Source organism: Sphingobacterium sp. UBA7038 (genome assembly GCF_002494055.1).
GTDB lineage: Bacteria > Bacteroidota > Bacteroidia > Sphingobacteriales > Sphingobacteriaceae > Sphingobacterium > Sphingobacterium multivorum.
Map to the genome: position 1 here is coordinate 46,148 of NZ_DLAV01000028.1, position 22,995 is coordinate 69,142.

A 22,995-nucleotide genomic window follows, 5' to 3' on the forward strand; every position below is an offset into this window, starting at 1 on the left:
TGAATTCGCTACAAATGACTTTACTTTTTATGCCCCTAAGTTAGTCCGCACTTCCTACCCGATATTTTATACATGAAATTCCCAGACTTTCACCAGTTTGTCATCGCTGACGCTAAAGAAATATTGACCATTTTCGGACCATGCTCCCGCATTTACAGATAAATGATGGCCATCTTGCATCTTCTCGCGGCTCATATTTTTCAATAGTGCAAAATCGGCTGTGGACCAAAATTTCAACGATTTGTCGCGACTGACAGTAACAAAAATTGGTGCTTCAGGATGGGGATATATTCCATATACGGTAAACAGATGCGGTACAAACGAAAAATTAGTTGTCAATTGATTGGGGTCTGAAATCACCAATTGCGCATCCCGTCCACCGCTTAGCAATTTATTATGGATAAATGCCAGCGACGTAGCGGGCATACTATGCAATTTTGAATCCGCAATAATATGAAAATCAGCACTGTCCAAGGTATAAACTTTGCCATCTTTATCCCCTAATGCTATTCTTCCAAGTCCTTCATCAATTGCAATTGCGCGAATTGTTGTTGGGGATATTCGCTTCTCATAAATACATTTATAAGTTGTCAGATCAATAACGTACAATGTTCCCTCTTCACCTACTGCCAGAAGCTCATTTTTCCAGGACATATAAGCCAATGCAAAAATAGCTTTGCTGCTTAGCTGTATACTTGCTACAAGCTTTTGCTCTTCGACATCTACAAAAAGCAGTTTACCCTCACGCAAGGCTATGGCCAGAATCGGCGTCCCCGGGATCAACCGTAAAGCATAAACCGATGAACTTACCGCACAGAGAATACGCTTAAATGCATTTTGCTCAATATCCCATTCGACAACGCCCTTATCGTTACCTGCCGTAAAAAAAGTATGTGCATAGTAGCCCTTCTCTACACAAAAAATAGGGTTTTGATGCCCTGGTAACGTCGATTTTAATGTAATATCCATAGTAATTCGCTAAAACGCCTTCTCTATTCGGAGCACCTGTTTTAAGCCTATTTTTTATGTTATAGGACCGAATTCTCCGCTGACTGAGCTGTGATCCAGTAAAGATCAATACAGCAATACGCATTGTTAGTCGGTAGAAACAAGAAGTGCAGTATATCCACAAATATACTGCACTTCTTAGATTATTTTGTCATCTTAGCTTAAAGCCTTCTTTCCGCTTCAGATTTTGTTCAACGCTGATGCCGTCGTCCAAATACCTATTGATGTCTGCTCTCGAGGTTTTTCGCAATTGTTTCCAAAGAAAATCCTTTCTCACGCAACAATACGATCAAATGAAACAATAAGTCTGAAGTTTCATTAATAAAATCAGTATCCGTTTCGGTCAATGCTGCAATGACTGTTTCTACGGCTTCCTCGCCAACCTTTTGCGCAATCTTATTGATACCGCGAGAACGCAGACGATTGACATAAGATTCGTCAGAAGGATGTTCATAGCGATGGTTGACAATACGCTCTAGCTCCAACAGAAAGTTTTGGTTGAAGTCTGTATTAAAACAACTTCTGCTTCCTGTATGACAGGTAGGTCCCATTGGTTCTGCTTTGATCAAAACAGTATCCTTATCGCAATCAACATGGATGCTTTTTACATTCAAAAAGTTTCCACTTTCCTCTCCTTTTGTCCAGAGGCGATTTTTGCTTCGGGAGAAAAACGTAACGCGTTTCTCTGCTTGTGTCTTCTCCCAAGCTTCCTCGTTCATATAGCCTAACATCAACACTTCCAATGTTTGGAAGTCCTGCACAATCACTGGAACAAGGCCGTCACTTTTTGCAAAATCTAACATGATTTTAGTATTTCAATTTTAATTATTTTCGAAGAGCCATGAGCCCAGTTTAATTTCTCAGGATTTCTTTCAGCAAGTTTATAACTTCCACCCCTTTGATTATCGATCTTTACTCCGCTATCCTATCTTACGACAATACCATTTTGGCGTAAGGTAGCTTTAAGATCGGGGATCAATATTTCACCATAATGGAAGACCGATGCCGCCAGGGCAGCATCCACGTTAGCTTGTTGAAAAACATCGACAAAATGCTGTTGATTACCGGCACCGCCAGAAGCAATCAGTGGAATATGAATCTGGTCGTTTATTGTTTTTAAAAAACCATTGTCAAAGCCATTTTTTGTTCCATCATGATCCATTGACGTCAACAGGATCTCTCCTGCTCCACGTTCTTGCGCTTCAAGGATCCAATCCGCTGTGTCCAATTCCGTCTTAATGCGTCCGCCGCTCAGATGCACAAAATTCTGACCTTCGATCGACCGGGTATCCACAGCAACCACAACAAATTGTGCACCAAAAGCTGCAGCCATCTGGTTGATAAGAGCAGGATTGCGTACCGCAGCGGAATTGATGGATATTTTGTCCGCACCTGCATTCAACAAGATATCAGCATCTCTGATTTCATTGATACCACCGCCGATTGTAAAGGGAATATTCACTTGACGTGCGACTGCTTTGACCAGATCAATTGTCGTTTTACGCCCCTCATGCGTTGCTGTAATATCTAGGAAAACGAGTTCATCAGCCCCTTGTTGAGAATATTCATAGGCCAATTCAACAGGATCACCTGCATCGCGCAGATCCACAAAATTGACTCCTTTTACCGTCCGCCCATCTTTGACATCCAAACAGGGAATTATACGTTTTGCCAGCATTTTAAAATCTGATTAACGATTTTAAATTCCAATCTTTGATTTCATCGATCGAGATTCTATTTTCATAGATTGCTTTACCAACGACAACAGATTCTACACTGCCCAATTCCTGAAGTTTCTGAATATCGTCCATTGAACTGATCCCGCCAGAAGCTATTAACTTGATAATCGGAGAATGGCTCAACAACTTTTGGTAGAGTTCAACGCCTGCACCGCCCAATTTTCCATCTTTACTAATATCGGTACATAAGAACCTAAAGAATCCTAAAACCAAGCATTTATCAATATATTCGATCAATTTGATTGGCGAACTTTCCAACCAACCCGAGTATTTGATTACCTCATCCAAAACGTCGATTGCAATAACGATGTGGTCGGCATATTTTACTTTACCTTCGTTCAACGTAGCCAGCTCCTCCAAGAATGAAGGATTGGTGATTGCCTGTGTTCCGACAATAACGCGATAAATCCCTGCATCAACCAATTCCTTAACCTTTTCGATACTTCTTACACCACCGCCATACTGAATTTTCATATCTGTCTTTTGGATGATATCAAATAAATAGGCCTGATTGCTGAAGTCTCCTTTTGCACCATTTAAATCAATGATATGGACGAGTTCCGTACCATTTGCACGGTAGGTTTCGATTTGCTCTTCTAAACTAATCGCATACGTTGTAACGTCATTGTAGTTACCCTCTCTCAAGCGGACAACTTTTTTGTCCAAGACATCTATTGCTGGAATGATATACATAGTCGAATATTTTTAATCAATTTGAATAGTTGAAAAATTGAGCAGCAGCTGCTCTCCTGCTTTTCCAGATTTCTCTGGATGAAATTGTACGCCAAAGAAATTGTCTTTGGAAATTGCAGCCGAAAAAGGCTGTCCATAGACACATTTCGCCGCGGTATATGTCGCATCGAATTCGATAAAGTACGAGTGGACAAAATAAAAATAAGTCTGGTCTTCAATATGTGCAAATAAAGGACTGTTTGCTGGCACGGAAACACTATTCCAGCCCATATGTGGTACTTTACCCGACTTTTCGGCATCAAAATGTAAGGTCTTCAAAGGAAATAGCTTTAACATTTCGGCATTTCCTTCTTCTGAAAAAGCCGTCAGTAATTGCATACCAACACAAATACCCAATACAGGCTTTTTTAGCTTTTTGATATAGGGCACCAATCCCGATTCCTGTAGTTTGTCCATCGCGGCTCCAGCGTGGCCCACTCCAGGAATGATGATACGATCGTATTGATCGATCTCATCGGCAGTATTGACCATACCATAGGTAAGCCCAACACGATCCAGTGCCGCTGTCAAGGAGAAAATATTCCCCGCACCGTAATTAATAATTCCTATCATCTTACAATACTCCTTTTGTACTTGGCAATTGCATATGGTCGGCATCGCGTCTTACCGCTTTCTTGATAGATTTAGCAAAAGCTTTGAAAATCGCTTCAATCTTATGGTGCTCATTGTCACCTTCAGCTTTAATGTTTAAATTCGATCGTGAAGCATCTGAAAACGACTTAAAGAAGTGGAAAAACATTTCCGTAGGCATATCGCCGATCTTCTCCCGCTTAAATGCCGCATCCCACACTATCCAGTTGCGACCACCAAAATCCAATGCAACCTGAGCCAAACAATCATCCATCGGCAACGTATAGGAGTAGCGCTCAATTCCACGTTTATCCCCTAAAACCTTCAAAAAGATCTCGCCCAGCGCAATACCCGTATCTTCGATGGTATGATGTTCGTCGATATGAAGATCCCCTTTCGCCTTAATGGTCAAATCAAGTGCTCCATGTCTAGCCAATTGATCCAGCATATGGTCGAAAAACGGTAACCCCGTTTCGATGTCTGACTTACCCGAACCATCCAGATTCAACTGAATAAAAATATCCGTTTCATTGGTTTTACGATGATGTTCGGCAGTGCGCGTACCCAATTTAAGGAATTCATACACCGTCTTCCAATCCGTTGTCTCTAAAGCTATAACAGTTGAATCTATCGCAAGGTTTTCCAAAGCACCTAATTGATCGTTTGCACGCAGCCAAATTGCCTTTGCACCGAGGTTTTGTGCCAATTTAACATCGTTCACACGATCGCCAATGACGAAGGATTGGCTCAAATCGTATTTCGACGCATCAAAATAGGCTCCAAGCATACCAACTCCCGGTTTTCGGGTTTCCGCATTCTCGTGTGGAAAGGTTTTATCAATATGTTCCTCGGCAAACACTACGCCTTCTCCTGCAAACGTATCAATCACAAAATGATGGACTGGCCAGAAATTCTCTTCCGGATGGGAAGACGTTCCTAAACCATCTTGGTTGGAAACCAAGATCAATTCGAAATCCAGCTCCTTTGCGATACGTGGTAGATACTGCAAAGCACCAGGATAGAATTTTAATTTGGCAAAAGAATCGATTTGTTCGTCTTCAGGTTCCAAAATCAATGTTCCATCGCGGTCTATAAACAGTACACGTTTTAAGTTATCAGGCATAGTATTATTTATTGATTTGATTAAGTTTTTCTAACAATGTTTTATTTTCAGCCGGTGTACCGACCGTGATCCGTAGACAGCCTTCACACAGTTCGACTTTGGATCTATCTCTAACGATAATTCCATATTGAACGAGATAATCGTAAACTTCACGTGGCTGCTCCATCTTCACCAAAATAAAGTTGGCATCAGAAGGTGTAATATGCTGCACATAATCCAGTTCAAGCAATCCACGCACTAGTTGCTCACGTTCTGCTACTGTCTCCTTGATCCAGTCATTGACTTGATCAACCTGATCTAAGGCTTCCAATACAATATCTTGTGTCGCTTGATTAATGTTGTATGGTGGTTTTATTTTATTGTAAACAGCGATAATCTCCTTACTGGCAAAAGCCATACCCAAGCGTAAGGCCGCAAGCCCCCAGGCTTTGGATAAGGTCTGCAATACCACTAGATTGGGGTATTCAGCCAGTTCTTGCGTAAATGACTTGACAGCAGAAAAATTAATATAGGCCTCATCCACTACCACAAGCCCCTGGAAATTATTCAGGATTGCTTCAATATCCTGACGACGGATTGAGTTTCCGGTTGGATTATTCGGAGAACAGATAAAAATCAGTTTAGTATGTGCGTCTATTGCATTGGCAATACCATCCAAATCCAGCTGGTAATCAGCAGTAAGGTTTACCTTTTTGAAAGCAACATCATTGATGTTCGCCGAGACTTCATACATCCCGTAGGTTGGCGGAACTAATATGACATTGTCAACACCAGGGGTACAAAATGCACGGTATAAAATATCAATAGCTTCATCACTTCCATTTCCCAAAAAGATATTCTCTGATGGTACACCTTTTATTTTAGAAAGTTTTGCTTTAACTTGATGTTGGAGAGGGTCTGGATATCGGTTGTAATCATGGTTTAAGGGGGATCCAAAAGGATTTTCATTGGCATCAATTAATATGGATGCCTCCCCTTTAAATTCATCTCTTGCGGATGAATAAGGTACGAGCTTCTTAATATTTTCCCGTAGTAGGTTGTTTAAGTTGAATGGATTATCCATTATAAAAAAATTAGAGCCGTAAACTTAGATAAATTGTTCATCATATGCAATATAATAAGCAATTATTCATAGGTGTTAACCCGTTTATCGTTGGGATATCAGAGAAAATTCAAAAAAATTAAACGGAAAACCACCGACCTTCCACAGAGAGTTCCGTATTTGGGAATACAGTTCTCGCTTCTTCCAATAGGGGATTTAAATCTCTGTACCGCGCTGAATAATGACCCAATAGCAACTTCTTTGCATGAGTTTCCTGGGCGATCTCTCCAGCCTCCAACGCAGTGGTGTGAAATGTCTCTTTTGCGCGGTCGACCATATCGTGCAAGAATGTGGACTCATGATACATCAGATTAGCCTTTTGCACATAAGGCAGGTATTCTGCCGTCCGTACGGTATCCGAACAATACACATAACTGCGCGATAAGGGAGCGGGAAGGCTCAGGTCATCTGCAGTATATACTTTACCACTTTCATCGACGTATTCAAATCCTTTTTTGATCATCGGAAAATAAGCGGTGGGTATATTCAGTTCCTGTACGACATCGCCAAGCAATGTTCGTGCACGGGGACCCTCATCAAAACGAAAGCCTGTACAGGCAATACGATGCTTTAATGGAAAAGTGCTTACTTTTAATGTTCTGTTTTCAAAAATGACCCCTGGCTGTTCGGGTGAAATCGGATGAAAAACAAGATTATAGCGTAAAATAGTCTCGGAATGCAAAAATTGCACGTCTAAAATTTCCTTTAACGCAGGTGGCCCATACAAATGGAGATCACTTTTTCGGCCGACAAGGTGCATCGATGAAAGCAGCCCCACCAAACCCAAATAATGATCCCCATGCAGATGGCTAATAAATATATGTCCTAAACGATTGCTTTTGATGCCGTATCGGCTAAGTTGCATTTGTGTACCTTCTCCACAGTCGATCAAAAACAATTGCTCATTAAAGTTCAACACTTGGCTAGTCGGATGACGATCAAACATCGGTGTGGCCGAGCTATTTCCTAATATCAGAACTTCAAACTTCATATTAATCCTCGATTGCCCCGCGATACTCAGATTCCAATTCGTGTGCAAAGATTAAATCTTCCGCCACCTTTAAAGATGGTGCTATTTTAAGCGATTTATCCAAATGCGACACACGAACCATATCCATTAACGTTGGACAAAGATTAACCAAAATAAATATGCCCCCAACAGACTGACATAAACGATGGGCAAGCACACCTAAACGGATACCGACCTCGTCCGTTTGCTTAACGTGGATCATATCCAAAACGATATTCCGTTGTCCAATCGTATTCCGCAACAAAAACTCCCCTTTGAGTTTAGCGGCATTATCCGCGTCAATCACATCGACATGAGGTTCTATGACAATATAGCGATCGTGCTTATCAATGGTATACTTCATTAGTCTATCTCCTTTGTTTGAGGATACAATGTACTAATAATTTAGCGTTTTCAAGGCCTTTGCCACATTTCTTTCCACACGTTCCAGTACGTTTTCCTGATCTGGATACACAAACTTCTCTCCGACGATATGCTCGTAAAGCTCAATATAACGTTCAGAAATGGAAGCGACAATCTCATCCGTCATCTCCGGAACAACCTGACCGTCTTTCCCTTGGAAGCCGTTTTCAATTAACCATTTGCGAACAAACTCCTTCGACAATTGCTTTTGTGCCTCCCCTTTTTCCTGACGTTCCGCATAACCTTCCGCATAAAAATAACGGGAAGAATCTGGTGTATGAATTTCGTCGATCAGCACAATTTTCCCATCTTTTTTTCCAAACTCATATTTTGTATCCACCAAAATAAGCCCTCTTTGCGCGGCAATTTCGGTACCCCTTTGAAACAACGCTTTGGTATATTGCTCCAATTGAACATAGTCTTCTTCGCTTACGATGCCTTTTTTCAAGATATCGACACGTGAAATATCCTCATCATGTCCAACAGCAGCCTTTGTTGTCGGTGTAATAATTGGCTCAGGTAATTTGTCATTTTCTTTCAGTCCTTCTGGCAATGCCTCACCACATATTTCCCGTTTACCCGCAGCATATTCGCGCCAAGCGTGTCCTGACAAGTAGCCCCGAATAACCATTTCCACTTTAAACGGCTCGCATAGCTGACCGATAGTTACACTGGGGTCCGGAACAGACACGACCCAATTTGGAATAATATCAGCCGTAGCCTTTAAAAATTTGGCTGCAATTTGATTCAACACCTGTCCTTTATAAGGAATAGGACGTGGAAGTACCACATCAAATGCCGAAATACGATCTGAGGCAACCATCGCCAAATACGTATCGGCAATCGTATACACGTCACGTACTTTTCCCCGGTAAAAAGCAGTCTGGTTTTCGAAATTGAAATTTGTTTCTTTTATAGCATTCATGTTCAACGTAAAATTCAAATGTAAGTAATTGTTCATTTATGACTGCTTTCAACGGCATTCATAAATGCAGCGCATTTATTTAAGAGCTCACTGTACTCGATTTGCCTTTTAATAAGGCTATTTGAACTATATCAGTCGGCACCTTTTGTACCCATGCCAAACTGGGATATCCCAAATCATACGTTTGCAGCATAGACCGATTAAATATCGCCATACGCTTCGAGGATGCGGCGAACCAATTTATGGCGAACCACATCTCCACCGCTGAGGTGGATAATGTCTATTCCTTCGATATTCTCCAATAGGCGAATTGAAGTAGACAATCCAGATTGATTTTTTTTCGGTAAATCTACCTGTGTCATATCACCGGTAACGATAAATTTTGCCGTTGGCCCCATACGTGTCAAAAACATCTTCAGCTGCATATCCGTTGCATTCTGAGCTTCGTCCAGAATCACAAAGCAGTTGTCCAATGTTCGTCCACGCATAAACGCTAGAGGTGCAACTTCAATGGTCCGATTTTCCAGGTAACCTTTTAGCTTTTCTGCTGGAATCATATCGTCCAATGCATCGTAGAGCGGTCTCAAATAGGGGTCTACCTTCTCCTTTAAGTCGCCCGGTAAAAACCCGAGATTTTCGCCGGCCTCGACGGCTGGTCTCGTTAGAATGATCCTTTTGATTTCTTTATTTCGAAGTGCCCGAACAGCTAATGCAACCGCCGTATAGGTCTTTCCTGTACCCGCCGGTCCGATAGCAAATAAGATGTCATTTTTCGAAATACTATCCACCATCTTCCGTTGGTTGGCCGTACGTGCACGTACAATAAGGCCATTAGGTCCATACACGATCGGTTCGGATCCAAAGGCTGCATGTTTGGCCGCAAGTTCTTTTTCCTGCTGAACAGCAGAACCTGCACTTGCTCCAAGGAGATTTTCAAAATCCAATAAAGTAATGTTGTTAAATTTCTCCAGATGAGCCATGACTTCCTTAAACGATTGCTCAAACAGGTCTAATTCCTTCGCGTCTCCCAACACCTTCATTTCACTTCCGCGAGCTACAATCCGCAGTTTTGGGAATTGCTTCTTCAAATAATCGAAGTGCTCATTGTCTGCTCCCCATAATATGGGCAAATTCAGACCATCTAATGCAATTAGTAATTCGTTCAAATTTTATCCTATTTAGAATTAATTAGATTGTAGCCATTACACAATATCGTTCCTGTATAATACTATTCAAAATTAACGTATTCTAACGAAACAACCAAGAAGATACGGCGTACAAACGACGATGATTTATAAGCTTATGGAGACAGCCGACAAAGGGGCACAAAGATTTCGTTATGCATAAAATCTTCGCTATGTTTGTGTATATCAATCGAAAAAAGACAGATTCAAAATAAGTTATCCAATTAACTTTATAAATCATCTGATAAATAGTAATTTTGTCCACTATTTAGATAAATTTAAGGGTATATTTAAGGGAATTCGACAGCAATTCGATCTAGGATTTAGATTATAATGGCAGTAATTACATTAACAACAGACTTAGGACACAAAGATTTTTATCAAGCCGCGTTAAAGGGTAGTCTTTTATCGCAATTGTCCGGTGCCAATATTGTTGATATTACCCACGAAATTCCAGCATTCAATATCCCTCGAGCGGCCTTTGTGTTAGGCAACGCTTATCATTATTTCCCTAAAGGAACCGTACATATTATCGGCATTAACACCCTGTTTCATGAAGAGTCGAAATATATCGGCATGAAATACAACGATCATTATTTCGTCGGAGCCGACAACGGTATTTTCAGCTTATTGTTGAATGGCAACGAACCCCAGGAACTCTATGAGCTCAACTTAATGCAAGACCTTCGGTATCTACACTTTCCGCTCGCAGATATTCTTTCTAAATCCGCCTGTCATATTGCTAAGGGGGGCAAACTGAAAGAAATCGGTACTTCAATGCAACAGCTCATCGAAAAAGTAACTTTGCAGCCCATCTTTGATAAAGACATGATCCGAGGCAACGTCATTTATGTTGATGCATTCGGCAACGCCATTACCAATATCTCGAAAGATCTATTCAATAAAGTTCAGAAAGGACGTCATTTTGTCCTTTATTTTAAACGTAATGAAACCATTACCAATCTTTCCTGGCATTACAATGAAGTGGGAGAAGGAGAGAAACTTTGTTTATTCGGTATTTCCAACTACCTTGAAATCGCCATCAATAAAGGTAATGCCAGCCAGCTACTCGGACTTCATGATGACGATTCCAATGTTATTCGTATAGAATTTAAAGATTAATTTCATAAATTCATTTGTCGTGCTTTCGCTCCATTTTTTTATCCTTGGTCAAACTGACCACAAGGCTAAAATTGTAGTTGTAGCTTCGTGGCAAAATAAAATTTTACCATCAACGTTAGTTTAAACTAGACATTTGATTAAATAGATCGTCCAAATACATGATGAAATTCTTAAAATTCCTACTTCCAATCGCCGTTCTATTTTGCTTCTTTGGACAGGCCAAGTCGCAAAACAACCCAGACTCCAGCTCTTTTGAGGTCCAACGAAGCCGTGTAAATGACCTACTCGATGCCCGTCAACAGAAATTCGGCGCCTATGACACGAGCCTCACTCAAAAAACAGGGCTTTTTGGCCTTTTCAAATCAAAAGGTGACATGCAAAAGAGCATTGATATCCTTAAAGATATTGTTATCACCGACAATAACATTTTCTTAGAGACTCAAAAACTATTGAAAATCAAAGATTTTGAGAAAGATAAATTCCAACAATTGGCAACAGATTACGACAAGCAGGTATCAGCCTATATCGGCACCATAAGTAAGCTTCAAAAAGAGAACGAGAAACTGCGGGCACAGATTGACAAAACATCAGGCAACGGAGGTATAGGCAATATCCTGCTCTATATCGCTTTACTTGTTATCGCCGTATTAGGATATTTATTGTATAAATTTAACGCGCAACTAACAGCTTCGAAACAACAAAATTTAGGATAAAGCAGCAGCAACAAGCATTTGCACAAGTACAAGCCACTTAAAACAGCCGTTTTAAATCAGAAAAAGTACGGTTTAGTTCAAAAAATTGACTAAAGTATGATAGCAAAATATTTTTAATCTCTTTACATTTGTCCTCGCAACAAAATTTGAAGTAGCGGATATGGCAAGAGGATTCAACAGCGGTAACAAACAAGAAGAAGATCTACCAAAACCAAAATTGAATAAAGAGCTCCTATTGAGAGCATCTAAATTGATGACCTATTTAAAACCTTATCGTTTTAAATTTGGGGTCGGCATGTTTTTCTTGGTATTATCCAGTTTGGCCATGCTCGCCTTTCCGGCTTTGCTTGGCGCCATGATTGATGCCGCGCAAGGCAAGCAAACTTATCCATGGCTTGCACCACATGTTTATTATATTGGTGGAATTGCCTTTATTATTCTGTCTTTTCTGTCAGTCGTTTCTTTTTTTCGTATCCGAATTTTTGTTGAGATTGCCGAACGTACGCTATCCGCATTACGCAAGGATACTTATCTTAAGCTGATTTCTTTGCCAATTGAATTTTTCGCCAATCGTCGTGTTGGGGAATTAAACAGCCGCCTGTCTGCTGACCTTTCACAGATCCAGGATACGTTAACAACAACTTTGGCTGAAATCTTAAGACAGTTGATTAGTCTTTGTTTCGGTGTGTTCCTTTTGGTTTGGGTATCGCCCAAACTTGCCCTCATGAACCTTTGTATTTTACCGATTATCGTTGTAGCTGCTATTATTTTCGGAAAATTCATCCGCGAATTGTCCAGACAGGCCCAGGATAAAATGGCCGAGTCAAATAGTATCGTTCAAGAAACATTATTGGGGATAAGCAACGTAAAAGCCTTTGTGAATGAGTACTTCGAGTTTAATCGCTACAGCAATCAAATGGATTCAGTGGTAAAGTTGGCAGTCAAAGGAGCTACTTTCCGTGGTGCATTTGCCTCTTTTATTATTTTCTGTATTTTCGGTGCGGTGATTGCTGTCATCTGGTACGGCGCAGCATTGGTTTCTATCCATGAAATGACTGTAGGCGACCTGACTACTTATATCTTGTATTCGATGTTTGTTGCAGGCTCCATGGGCAGTTTCCCCGAACTCTATGCCAATATCCAACGCTCTTTGGGTGCAAGTGAGCGGATCTTGGAAATTTTAGATGAGCCCCAAGAACACCTCAATGTAAAACCAACTTGCAAGGAAGTGCACAAGACCATGACCGGAAAACTAAGCTTCAACCATGTTTCCTTTGCCTATCCAAGCCGCCCCGATATTGAAATTCTGAAAGACATCAACTTTACAGCCAATGCTGGCGATAAAATAGCCATCGTTGGACCGAGTGGAACCGGAAAATCAACAATAGCTTCATTGATTCTTCAATTCTATACAGCCAATAAAGGGGAAGTATATTACGATGACAAACCGGCATCCGATTTTGAACTTTGCGATATCCGCAACCAGGTCGCTATCGTGCCGCAAGATGTTTTGCTGTTTGGCGGAACAATACGTGAAAATATAGCCTATGGTAAGCTCGATGCCACGGAAGATGAAATAATAGCGGCTGCAAAACGTGCCAACGCACATCAATTTATATTAAATTTCCCCGAAAGCTATGACACCTTAGTTGGTGAACGTGGCGTTAAACTCTCTGGTGGTCAGCGCCAACGAATCGCCATTGCGCGTGCACTATTAAAAGATCCTGCAATCCTTATCTTGGACGAAGCCACTTCTTCCCTAGACTCAGAATCAGAAAGACAAGTGCAGGAGGCGTTGGAAGAATTAATGCGTGGACGCACCTCGATCATTATTGCACACCGACTATCGACCATTATTGATGCCGATAAAATTATCGTTGTCGAAAATGGAATCGTGTCTGAGAGCGGTACGCACTTTGAACTGCTCCAAAAAGAAAGCGGTCTTTATCAGCACCTCTATAATCTGCAATCAAAGCAGCAGAAAATTGATATGTAAAATTTTGTTAATTATTGATTCTTTTTAAACAAATTCACCCTGGGATTGTTCATTTGGTATCATACTTGATTATCATTTGAATATATAACAAAATAGAAGAATTATGAAAAATAGCAAAAATGGATTAGTGGCATTTGCTTTGGTAGGATTAGCTGCGGGAGCTGCTGCATGGTATCTTTTAGGAACTGATGATGGGAAAAAACAATTAGATCGTGCAAATGACGGCATTAAAAGCTTAACTAAGTCATTGAAAGATCTTTCAAAAAAAGAAGCTAAAAAGGCACAAAAACTAGCGAACAGAGCTTCGGCTGAATTAGACAATTTGAAATCAAAAGCACAAGCAGCTTTCAGCAAAGCATCGGATGATGCAGATGCACTGAAAAACAAAGCAAAAGAAGCCGGCAGAGAAGCTTTGGACCACGCTAACAATGCCGCTCAAAATTTGGCAAGCAAAATCGACAATACAACTGATGCTGCAAAATCCAAAATTTCTAACGCATAAGTAAAAAAACAGTTTTTTAAGAATTGATGGTTTTGGTCACTCCCGTGGTCAAAATACATTTGTATCTTTGCTGCATATGACTTTGCTGCAACAGGTAAAAACTTTAATTCTTAAAGACATCATTCTGGAATGGCGTTCAAAATATGCTATTAACGGAATTCTACTATATGTCGTATCAACTGTTTTCGTCTGCTATCAAGCGTTCAAATCAGTTGATACGGCTACATGGAATGCATTATTTTGGATCATTATGCTCTTCGCTTCGATCAATGCAATCAACAAAAGCTTCGTCCAAGAAAACCCAAACCGGCAACTTTACTACTATTCACTGGTTGATCCCAGAGCGATCATTTTAGCGAAAGTCATTTACAATATGATGATGATGACCCTGCTGGCGATCATTGCATATTTTGTCTATTCGACGATATTCAGAAACCCTGTCGGTGATCCAACACTTTACTTCATTTCGGTCATCTTAGGCAGCATCAGTTTCGCCACAGTCTTTACCATGATCTCCGGGATCAGCTCCAAAGCTGGCAACAACAGCACCTTAATGGCCATCTTGAGTTTCCCCGCCATCATCCCACTGTTAATCGTATTAATCAAGCTATCCCGCAATGCAATAGAAGGCGTGGAAAGGGCTTCCAGCAGCAAAGAAATAATCGTATTACTTGCAATTAATGTAATCACCATCACTATTTCTTTATTGTTATTTCCGTACCTTTGGCGAGATTAAGTGTCAGAATTGAGAACAAACTAAATTCAATTTATCCATGAGAAAAAAATGGTGGAAAATATTAGCGGTAATGATTATCTGTGCGGTCATTATCAATGGTCTTTTGGGACCTGTTCCCCGCCTATTCATCCTTCACGAAAGCATACGCAACGTTTATTTTCATGTCCCAATGTGGTCGGCTATGTTCGTTATGTACCTGGTGTCTGTTATTTATAGTATCAAATACCTCAATACGGGCAAACAGGAGTATGATTTAATGGCCATTGAAGCCGTTAATACCGGAATAACATTTTGTTTTCTTGGACTTGCAACAGGTATGCTTTGGGCAAACATCACCTGGGGAGAGCCTTGGCCAAACGACCCGAAGCTTAATGGCTCTGCCATAGCAACACTGATGTATCTAGCCTATTTGGTGCTCCGCAATGCGCTGGAAGAAGAACAAAAAAGAGCCAAAATATCGGCTGTGTACAATATCTTTGCATTTCCGATTATCATCGTGTTACTTTATATTCTACCAAAGATGACAGACTCTCTTCACCCTGGAAGTGGAGGAAACGCAGCCTTTGGCGATTTAAAAATGAGCAGCGAGCTACGCCCTACATTTTATGCCGCGATGATCGGCTGGCCAATGATTGCAGCTTGGATTTGTTCACTTCGCTATAGGGTACGCCTGCTCGAAAAGAAAGACTTGAACGCATAATATTGAACGGCTAATACCGTACTTTATTTCTAAAATAAAGAAATCCGGTAAAACCCAATCAGTAAAAAACAGAATATTACATAAATCAAATAGCGTGTATCGAATCATACATAACAATGAAAACGACACGAATAATATTTTAAACAAATGAAAAAAATAACATTGTCAATCGCCTTACTACTCTTATCAACTTTGAGCACATTTGCACAGGATGATGTCGAGATGGCGACTGGATTACGTAGCGAAGGTAAGATCTACGTTGTTGTATTGGTCATGTTGGTCATTTTTCTGGGTTTGGCTTTCTTCCTTTTCTTGCTCGATCGCCGTATCAGCAAATTGGAAAAAAAGAATAAATAGCATTTTATTGATTGCATACGATGATTATAAGTCAGTTTAGAAATTATTCACCCATCAATATTTTATTTCTATCCATCGTGGGTTTTGTTTTATGCTTAGGCATATTTCTTCACCTTCCGGACAAACTTGATTCTGTAATCTTTGAGCCTGCCTTGGGGAATCTTTTGGGAGAAAATAACTTAATCAACCTCTCTCCTTCGACCAATGTTTTTATCACACTGATCCTGACGATTTCTCAGGCAACGATACTCAATCGCATCACAAGCCATTTTAACCTGCTGGGTAAACCCAGTTTCTTGGTTGCTTTGATGTACATGACACTGGCCAGCCTGTTTTTACCATTTTTGGTACTTTCACCCACACTGATCTGTAATTTCATTTCGATATGGATGTTAAGCAAATTGCTCTCCCTCTATCGGCAGACAGATGTTAAAGCCGAAATGTTTGATCTCGGTATGATTGTAGGGATAGGAAGTCTGATCTACTTCCCTTTTCTGAGTATGTTCGCCTTACTATGGATAGGCCTACTCATTTTTAGGCCATTCAACTGGCGCGAGTGGATTACACCTTTACTTGGCCTAGCAACGGTCTATTTCATCTTAGCGGTTATCTACCTTTGGATGGGTAAAATGGAGCAGTTTTATACCATTTGGCTACCGTTTACCTACAAATTCCCTACTGCTATTCGCATTCAGTTAGTCGATTATCTGGTACTCGTCCCAGTAATCTTTACGTTAATACTCTTCCTCTTGGTATTGAAAGACAATTTTTTCAAAAGTGTCGTGCATATTCGCAAGTCATTTCAACTGTTGTTTTTTATGTTATGCCTTGCGATAGTTTCTTTTTACTGGAATAAAAAACTAACGGAGGCCCATTTTTTACTTTGTGCCCCCTCCATCGCTATTTATATGGCTTATTATTTCACTTATGCCAAAAAGAAATGGTTTTTTGAAGTTGTATATGCCATCATAACACTGACCATAATCTACTTTCAGTTTTTCTAAACGACTGTACAATAAGTGTTTAACCTTTTTTAACAAAATCGGCTTAACAAGCTCGCAAAAATTGAATAGTTTTGTATGCGATTAAAAGCAAAGAACATTTAATATAAGAGTCAGATAACTCGAAAATTTCACTAAAACTAAATAAACATTAGTTTCTCAATTTTATAGATTGACCATGCAGAAACGCTTTACAAGCTCTCTAAGAAATAAATCACTCCAACTGTTGTTAGCAGGTGGAATTTTAGCTAGTTCTACTACCGCATTTGCACAAAAAACGACATCCGCATCACCTTATTCTCAATTTGGACTTGGTCAGATGCGTGAAGATTTATTGCCACAATATAGAGGGATGGGAGGTGTCAATACCGCTGTCCGGAGAATCAATGGCGTGTATAATACCAACCCAAGCAACCCTGCATCTTATTCTGCTACACAGTTTACGACCTTTGATGCTGGTTTATACGGGAACTACACGCAGTTAAATTCGACAACAAGATCGGATAATACCGCTGACTTTGCCTTTAGCCACATCACCATGACATTCCCAATGAAACGATTTGGTGGTATCAGCTTGGGTATCCTTCCCTATTCAGATATAGGCTATCGGACATCTTCAACGGGAACAGTCAATTCTGATCCCTATACGAAAGTTTTCACGGGCGAAGGTGGTTTAACTAAAGCCTATGCAGGTTGGGGGGTACGCATTGTAAAAGGTCTGAGTATTGGTGCCAATATGTCTTATCTATTTGGAACCCTAAATGATTATAGCCGTGTAGAGTTTTTGCCTTCATCCGGAGCATTAAATACACAACAACAAAATAAGCGCGAAATCCAAGGGATTATCTTTGATTATGGTCTGCAATACGAACAACCTTTAAATAGAGAATACTCGTTGATCGTTGGTTATTCAGGGTCGCTCAATAATGATATCAAAGAAAGAGCAACAATTTTTAATACACGGGTTACACCTTCAACGGATCCAGACAACCAAAATATCCCGTTGGATAGCACCTATGTTTCGGACCGTAGCAGCAGGCATTTGACGCTTCCGTTGCGACATAATGTAGGTATTACCCTTGCACGTAACAACCGATGGTTAATCGGGGCCGATTTTAAATATGCCGATTGGTCAAGATTTCAGACCAGAGCGGGTGAAAACGAACTACGGAAGAATTATGGCGTAGCGATTGGTGGTCAGATTACACCAGATGTTACTTCGCTTAAATATCTGAACCAAGTAGACTATAGAGTTGGTTTCAGGTATAATAAAACACAATATTTCTTAAGCGACCAGAATATCAACGATATGGCGGTTACTGTAGGTGTGGGACTGCCGTTGGCAAGAAATCAATTTTCAGGAGCTTTCTCTAAAATAAACTTCTCTGCAGAATTTGGCCAAATGGGCAAAATCAGCAACAGTCTCCTACGTGAACGCTATATTAACTTTAATATCGGCTTTACCCTCAATGACCGCTGGTTTAGAAAACCGCCTTTAGATTAATTAATACGATGGTACGCAAGACATTTGCTTCATCCATATTCCAAAATATATCGCCCCTAGTAATCTTATTTTTACTAGGGGCGCTCTCATTGACCTCTTGCGAACCGGATCTAAAAGAGGTAGACCGCATTGCCAATATGAAAAAGGAAGAGGCGGTCGACATTTCGCGTCATGTCGATATTATTTATAGCGATTCCACACGGGTAAAAGCGAATCTTACAGCCCCTGAAATGCGTATCAAACACGATAGCACCGAAGTATACGAATTTCCAAAAAGCATAAAAATCATCTTTTACGACGACAATTTAAAGGAAACTCAGCGAATTACTTCCGACCATGCTATTCGGCGGGAAAAAGAAAAGACCACCGTATTTACCAAAAATGTGGTGGTTACTATGGCTGACGGTTCTGTCATCAAAACAGAAGAGATCATCTATGACGAAAGTAAAGCCGATAGCAACAGCAACATGACCTTTTATAATCATGTTCCCATTACGGCATTCTTTCGGGATAATCGCGGTAACTTACAAGGTTCATCATTTACTTCGGACAAGGATTTTAAACACGTCAATATAGCCAATGCAACTGGTTATACGGTGATCACCAACAATAGTCTCTTCCCTTCCTTAGGTAAATAACTATTTGCAGGCCATAAACCAGATTCAGGTTTAGCTTAACAGCAGGTATAGATCCGAGACAATACCTCCAGGCAGTTTATTTATACGATTAAGTTGTTCAAAACGAATCATTTGAACTAAAAGAGCACAAAAAACTCCACTTTATACAAATAGTTTTCAAATTTGTTTTGTTACATTCAGGAAAATATTCCGTTTTTTTTTATAAAAATTGTATCTTGCACCGCATTTTGCTATGCTATGCATAAATTAACGAAATACAAGTATTTACACAATATAAACACAATAAGCAGACTATGGGATTAATGGGCTTTTTGCGTAACAAAGCTGGTGTCATCTTGACCGCAGCTATGGCTATCGCAATTTTAGCATTTTTACTAGGCGATGTCGTTCGAGGGGGAGCTCCTTTTTGGGCGAGACATCAAAATCGTGTAGGGGAAGTCAACGGAACTGAAATTGAATATCCTGAGTTCAGTAAGCAAGTTGAACAAACAGAGGAAATGTTCAAACAACAAATGGGCGGTGCAGTGACCCCTCAAATGCGGACCTACGCTGTTCAACAAGTATGGAATCAATTTTTATCAAGAGAAATCTTGAAAAAGGAAATTGAAAAAATCGGTTTGACTGTCGGCAAAGACGAATTAAATGATTTAGTGCAAGGTAACAACCCTTCACCTCAAATCGTTCAAGCGTTTACCAACCCACAAACAGGACAATTTGACCCGAGTCAACTGCGTGCTTTTATCACCCAAATGAACACATCAGGTAACCAACAAGTGGCTGAACAATGGGAGGAACTACTGAAAGGCGTTAGAGATGAGCGTTTAAGCAGCAAATATGGCGAATTGCTTTCTAATAGCGTATATGTTACTTCTTTGGAAGCAAACGAAGAATACCAAGAGCGTAATAAACTAGCAGACTTCAAATACATTCTTTTGGATTACGCTTCTGTTAAGGATGCTGATGCCAAATTGACTGATGCAGATTACCAAGAATATTATAATGAGCATAAAAGTATGTTCAAAACACAAGAGGAAACACGTGCGATCCAATACGTAATGGTGGATGCAAAACCTCTTGCAAAAGATTCATTGGCCGTAAAAGAGACGATCAATAAATTGAAACAAGATTTAATCGTTGCTAAAGATGACTCTTTATTTGCTTCGATCAATTCAGACAACAAATTTCCGTTTACTTATGTGAAAAAAGGACAGTTGAGTCCTTCATTGGATTCCGTTGTCTTCAATGTTGCGGCCGGAACAACTGTGGGACCTTTCTTAAACAACAATGCGTATGAAATTGCAAAAGTTGTTTCGACGATCGTAAGCCCTGACTCTGTGAAAGCATCACACATACTATTGGATCCTGCTGCCGAAGGTGGAATGGATAAAGCATTGGCGAAAGCAGATTCGATCAAAGGATTGATTCAAAAAGGAGACAATTTTGCGGCATTGGCGGTTCAATTCAGCAAAGATCCAGAGAGCAAAACCAACGGTGGCGAGCTGGGTACTTTAACAAGAGGCCGTATGGCTCCAGATCTTGAGACAGCCATCTTCGAAAGTAAAACAGGCGATATCAAAGTTGTAAAATCACAATATGGTGTCCATGTCATTAAAATTGAAAAACAATCAGGAAGTTCAAAATATGCAAAAGTTGCTATCATTGACAAAGTGATCAACAGCGGAAAAGAAACGTTGAACAATGCACATAGCAAAGCAACAGCATTCTTATCTGCAGCTACAGCACAGAACTTTGCTCAAGAAGCGAAAAAAATTGGTCTGGAAGCAAAAACAGCCTCACGCGTAACAGCGATGGACAATGTATTAGATGGCGCCGAAGCTCCACGTGATTTAATCAAATGGGCTTTCGAAGCTAAAAAAGGCGATATTTCAGATAAAGTTTTCGAAACTGAAACCTCTTATATCTTAGCAAACTTGGTCGACATACAGCCTAAAGGAACTCTTTCCTTGGATGCTGTTAAGAAAGATATCGAACCTGCAGTAAGAAATATGGTTAAAGCTAGAATCTTGAAAGATAAATTTGACAAGGCTTTAGCAGGTACATCTTCTATTGATCAAGTAGCACAAAAAGTTGGTAAAGCAGCTATTCACGTTGAAAATGTTGTCTTCGCAAACCCAGTTATTCCTGGTGTTGCATTAGAAAACAAAGTGGTTGGTACTGTTTTTGGGCTACAGCCAAACAAACCTTCCAAAGCGATTGAAGGCAATACCGGTGTATATGTTGTACAAGTAAATGGTTTTACCAATCCTGCCGCGATTTCGGATATCAACGGACAAAAGAAACAAATGCTTGCAGCTAAAGCACAACGCGCTTGGGGATCTATTTTCCGCGCTTTACAAGACAAAGCTGAAATCATTGACAATAGAGTGAAATTCTTTTAAAAGATTTTTAAGTAAATTTGTAGCCGGACGAATTATCGTCCGGCTTTTTTTTTGATGTAAATATGGATATTCAAACAGATATTGTCAACAAAGTTGCGCAAAGTGGGTTAGTCACAGTTGACCTGGCCAACTACCATCCTAAAGCAGACAATGTAGTCTATGATATTAAGGATAATCTCTTCCATGGCTTGATTCTTAAAGAAAAGGATTTCCGAGAATTCATTAAGACACACGACTGGTCGCAATACGAAGGTAAACATGTCGCAATTACGTGTACTGCCGATGCTATTGTTCCGACCTGGGCTTATATGTTATTAGCCAACAAATTGGAACCCTATGCGAAGACAGTTATTTTTGGGGATTCAGAGGAGTTGTTGCGTATACAGTATGCTGCGGCAATTGAACAGATTGACATGGAACAATTTCGAGATCAACGTGTGGTTGTGAAAGGTTGTGGCGATACGTTTATCCCAGAGTCTACATTTGTGCAGTTTACGGTAAAATTGAGTAAGGTAGCAAAGAGTATTATGTATGGTGAACCCTGTTCTACGGTCCCCGTATTTAAGCGGACACAGCCTAAATAACTCAGCTCAACATAAGTATATGTCATCGTCCATGAAGGTCTCATTAACTCCAAAAGTTAAATTTATTTGAATGAAATTAACATTTCTTTTTCAAACAAATTTCGTAAACTTACGTACATGAAACTTATATCGACTTTGCTCCTTTACTTATCCGTTATCGTAAGTACTGCTTTCGCTCAAGATTTACCGCATTTAAAAGAATCGGCATTTAAAGGTGGCGAGAAATTAAAATATAAACTCCGTTATGGCTTTATTTCAGCCGCAACAGGGACATTAACCGTTGAGGATACCAAGGATGGAGCCGGAAACCCTTCATTTCATCTATACGCTGCCGGCAAAACAGCTGGCGCCTTTGCCATATATACGGTGAGAAATGAATACAACTCGTATATCAACAGCAAGACATTTTTACCGTATTACTATACGGAAAACATTCGTGAAGGAGGATATAGACGGAACGATAAGGTGCGCTTCAACCAGGAAACAAATAGTGTTGTAGGCAACAAGGGGACTTTCAATTCGAAGGTAGATCAGACTTTCGACTTGCTTTCTTCCTATTATTTCGCCCGAAATCTAGATCTGTCGACTGTTAAACCAGGAGAATCTTTTAAGCTGACTTATTTTTTGAATGATGAGATTGCCACCTTAGGCATACAATATATTGGAATAGAAAAAATAAAAACGGAATTAGGCACTTTAGAATGTCTCAAATTCAGTCCTGAGATTAAACCAGGACGTATCTTTAAAAAAAATAGCAAGCTTTATCTGTGGGTAACCAATGATGGCAACCGTATTCCGGTCAAAGCCAATGTAGATATTCTAATCGGTTCGGTAACACTGGAATTACTCGAAGCCAGTGGATTAAAATACAAATTGGGACAGAAAGCAAGCTACTCAAAATAATTAG

Annotated in this window: 24 protein-coding genes; 13 read left to right on the forward strand and 11 right to left on the reverse strand. The window is 40.1% G+C overall.

Annotation, left to right across the window (positions count from 1 at the left end; genetic code table 11):
- Positions 1–66: 66 nt before the first annotated feature.
- The 11 genes from B3H30_RS18335 to B3H30_RS18385 form a co-directional block, all read right to left on the reverse strand.
- Positions 67–969: a WD40 repeat domain-containing protein gene (locus B3H30_RS18335; protein ID WP_286709374.1), complete on the reverse strand. Its 903-nt coding sequence runs from the start codon at positions 967–969 to the stop codon at positions 67–69.
- 257 nt (positions 970–1,226) lie between these two features.
- Entirely contained in the window at positions 1,227–1,811 is a 585-nt protein-coding gene (gene hisIE / locus B3H30_RS18340) for a bifunctional phosphoribosyl-AMP cyclohydrolase/phosphoribosyl-ATP diphosphatase HisIE (RefSeq protein ID WP_115047132.1), read from the reverse strand.
- 122 nt (positions 1,812–1,933) lie between these two features.
- The gene (hisF, locus tag B3H30_RS18345; protein ID WP_070563353.1) at positions 1,934–2,686 is read right to left on the reverse strand and encodes an imidazole glycerol phosphate synthase subunit HisF; all 753 of its coding nucleotides are present in this window, start codon (positions 2,684–2,686) and stop codon (positions 1,934–1,936) included.
- Position 2,687: 1 nt separating this feature from the next.
- Positions 2,688–3,440: a HisA/HisF-related TIM barrel protein gene (locus B3H30_RS18350; protein ID WP_046672344.1), complete on the reverse strand. Its 753-nt coding sequence runs from the start codon at positions 3,438–3,440 to the stop codon at positions 2,688–2,690.
- A 12-nt stretch (positions 3,441–3,452) separates the two neighbouring features.
- Positions 3,453–4,052, reverse strand: a complete 600-nt coding sequence (gene hisH, locus B3H30_RS18355) for an imidazole glycerol phosphate synthase subunit HisH (protein ID WP_046672343.1) — start codon at positions 4,050–4,052, stop codon at positions 3,453–3,455.
- Position 4,053: 1 nt separating this feature from the next.
- On the reverse strand, positions 4,054–5,193 hold the full coding sequence (gene hisB / locus B3H30_RS18360) for a bifunctional histidinol-phosphatase/imidazoleglycerol-phosphate dehydratase HisB (protein ID WP_046672342.1): 1,140 nt from the start codon (positions 5,191–5,193) through the stop codon (positions 4,054–4,056).
- 4 nt (positions 5,194–5,197) lie between these two features.
- Positions 5,198–6,256 carry a histidinol-phosphate transaminase gene (gene hisC, locus B3H30_RS18365; RefSeq protein ID WP_070563350.1) on the reverse strand — a complete coding sequence of 353 codons (1,059 nt, stop codon included), beginning with the start codon at positions 6,254–6,256 and terminating at the stop codon, positions 5,198–5,200.
- A gap of 118 nt (positions 6,257–6,374) precedes the next feature.
- On the reverse strand, positions 6,375–7,286 hold the full coding sequence (locus B3H30_RS18370; protein WP_070563348.1) for a ribonuclease Z: 912 nt from the start codon (positions 7,284–7,286) through the stop codon (positions 6,375–6,377).
- A gap of 1 nt (position 7,287) precedes the next feature.
- Positions 7,288–7,668 carry an STAS domain-containing protein gene (locus B3H30_RS18375; RefSeq protein ID WP_046672339.1) on the reverse strand — a complete coding sequence of 127 codons (381 nt, stop codon included), beginning with the start codon at positions 7,666–7,668 and terminating at the stop codon, positions 7,288–7,290.
- A 33-nt stretch (positions 7,669–7,701) separates the two neighbouring features.
- Positions 7,702–8,652 (reverse strand): phosphoribosylaminoimidazolesuccinocarboxamide synthase, encoded by a 951-nt coding sequence (locus B3H30_RS18380; RefSeq protein ID WP_070563345.1) that lies wholly within the window; start codon positions 8,650–8,652, stop codon positions 7,702–7,704.
- Positions 8,653–8,852: 200 nt separating this feature from the next.
- The gene (locus tag B3H30_RS18385) at positions 8,853–9,818 is read right to left on the reverse strand and encodes a PhoH family protein (protein WP_046672338.1); all 966 of its coding nucleotides are present in this window, start codon (positions 9,816–9,818) and stop codon (positions 8,853–8,855) included.
- Between the two features lie 351 nt (positions 9,819–10,169).
- Between B3H30_RS18385 and B3H30_RS18390 the strand changes: the two genes are divergently transcribed.
- From B3H30_RS18390 to B3H30_RS18450, 13 genes are all read left to right on the forward strand, one after another.
- Positions 10,170–10,958 (forward strand): SAM hydrolase/SAM-dependent halogenase family protein, encoded by a 789-nt coding sequence (locus B3H30_RS18390; protein WP_046672337.1) that lies wholly within the window; start codon positions 10,170–10,172, stop codon positions 10,956–10,958.
- 158 nt (positions 10,959–11,116) lie between these two features.
- Entirely contained in the window at positions 11,117–11,671 is a 555-nt protein-coding gene (locus B3H30_RS18395) for a hypothetical protein (protein ID WP_070563342.1), read from the forward strand.
- 160 nt (positions 11,672–11,831) lie between these two features.
- The gene (locus B3H30_RS18400) at positions 11,832–13,667 is read left to right on the forward strand and encodes an ABC transporter ATP-binding protein (protein ID WP_070563339.1); all 1,836 of its coding nucleotides are present in this window, start codon (positions 11,832–11,834) and stop codon (positions 13,665–13,667) included.
- Positions 13,668–13,770: 103 nt separating this feature from the next.
- A complete protein-coding gene (locus B3H30_RS18405; RefSeq protein ID WP_070563336.1) occupies positions 13,771–14,169 on the forward strand; it encodes a hypothetical protein in 399 nt (132 codons plus the stop codon).
- A 76-nt stretch (positions 14,170–14,245) separates the two neighbouring features.
- Positions 14,246–14,905, forward strand: a complete 660-nt coding sequence (locus tag B3H30_RS18410; RefSeq protein WP_070563333.1) for a heme exporter protein CcmB — start codon at positions 14,246–14,248, stop codon at positions 14,903–14,905.
- A gap of 37 nt (positions 14,906–14,942) precedes the next feature.
- Positions 14,943–15,605, forward strand: coding sequence for a cytochrome c biogenesis protein (gene ccsA, locus B3H30_RS18415; protein WP_046672333.1), 663 nt, complete (start codon positions 14,943–14,945; stop codon positions 15,603–15,605).
- 147 nt (positions 15,606–15,752) lie between these two features.
- Entirely contained in the window at positions 15,753–15,962 is a 210-nt protein-coding gene (locus B3H30_RS18420; RefSeq protein WP_046672332.1) for a CcmD family protein, read from the forward strand.
- Positions 15,963–15,982: 20 nt separating this feature from the next.
- Positions 15,983–16,966 carry a DUF6427 family protein gene (locus tag B3H30_RS18425; RefSeq protein ID WP_070563329.1) on the forward strand — a complete coding sequence of 328 codons (984 nt, stop codon included), beginning with the start codon at positions 15,983–15,985 and terminating at the stop codon, positions 16,964–16,966.
- A gap of 175 nt (positions 16,967–17,141) precedes the next feature.
- Entirely contained in the window at positions 17,142–18,467 is a 1,326-nt protein-coding gene (locus B3H30_RS18430) for a membrane protein (RefSeq protein WP_046672330.1), read from the forward strand.
- Positions 18,468–18,475: 8 nt separating this feature from the next.
- Complete coding sequence (lptC, locus tag B3H30_RS18435; protein WP_070563326.1) at positions 18,476–19,105, forward strand: LPS export ABC transporter periplasmic protein LptC; 630 nt, start codon at positions 18,476–18,478, stop codon at positions 19,103–19,105.
- Between the two features lie 293 nt (positions 19,106–19,398).
- Positions 19,399–21,504 carry a peptidylprolyl isomerase gene (locus tag B3H30_RS18440; protein ID WP_182983334.1) on the forward strand — a complete coding sequence of 702 codons (2,106 nt, stop codon included), beginning with the start codon at positions 19,399–19,401 and terminating at the stop codon, positions 21,502–21,504.
- Positions 21,505–21,566: 62 nt separating this feature from the next.
- On the forward strand, positions 21,567–22,088 hold the full coding sequence (locus B3H30_RS18445) for a DUF2480 family protein (RefSeq protein WP_070563320.1): 522 nt from the start codon (positions 21,567–21,569) through the stop codon (positions 22,086–22,088).
- Between the two features lie 117 nt (positions 22,089–22,205).
- Entirely contained in the window at positions 22,206–22,991 is a 786-nt protein-coding gene (locus B3H30_RS18450; protein ID WP_070563318.1) for a DUF3108 domain-containing protein, read from the forward strand.
- The last annotated feature ends 4 nt before the right edge of the window (positions 22,992–22,995 follow it).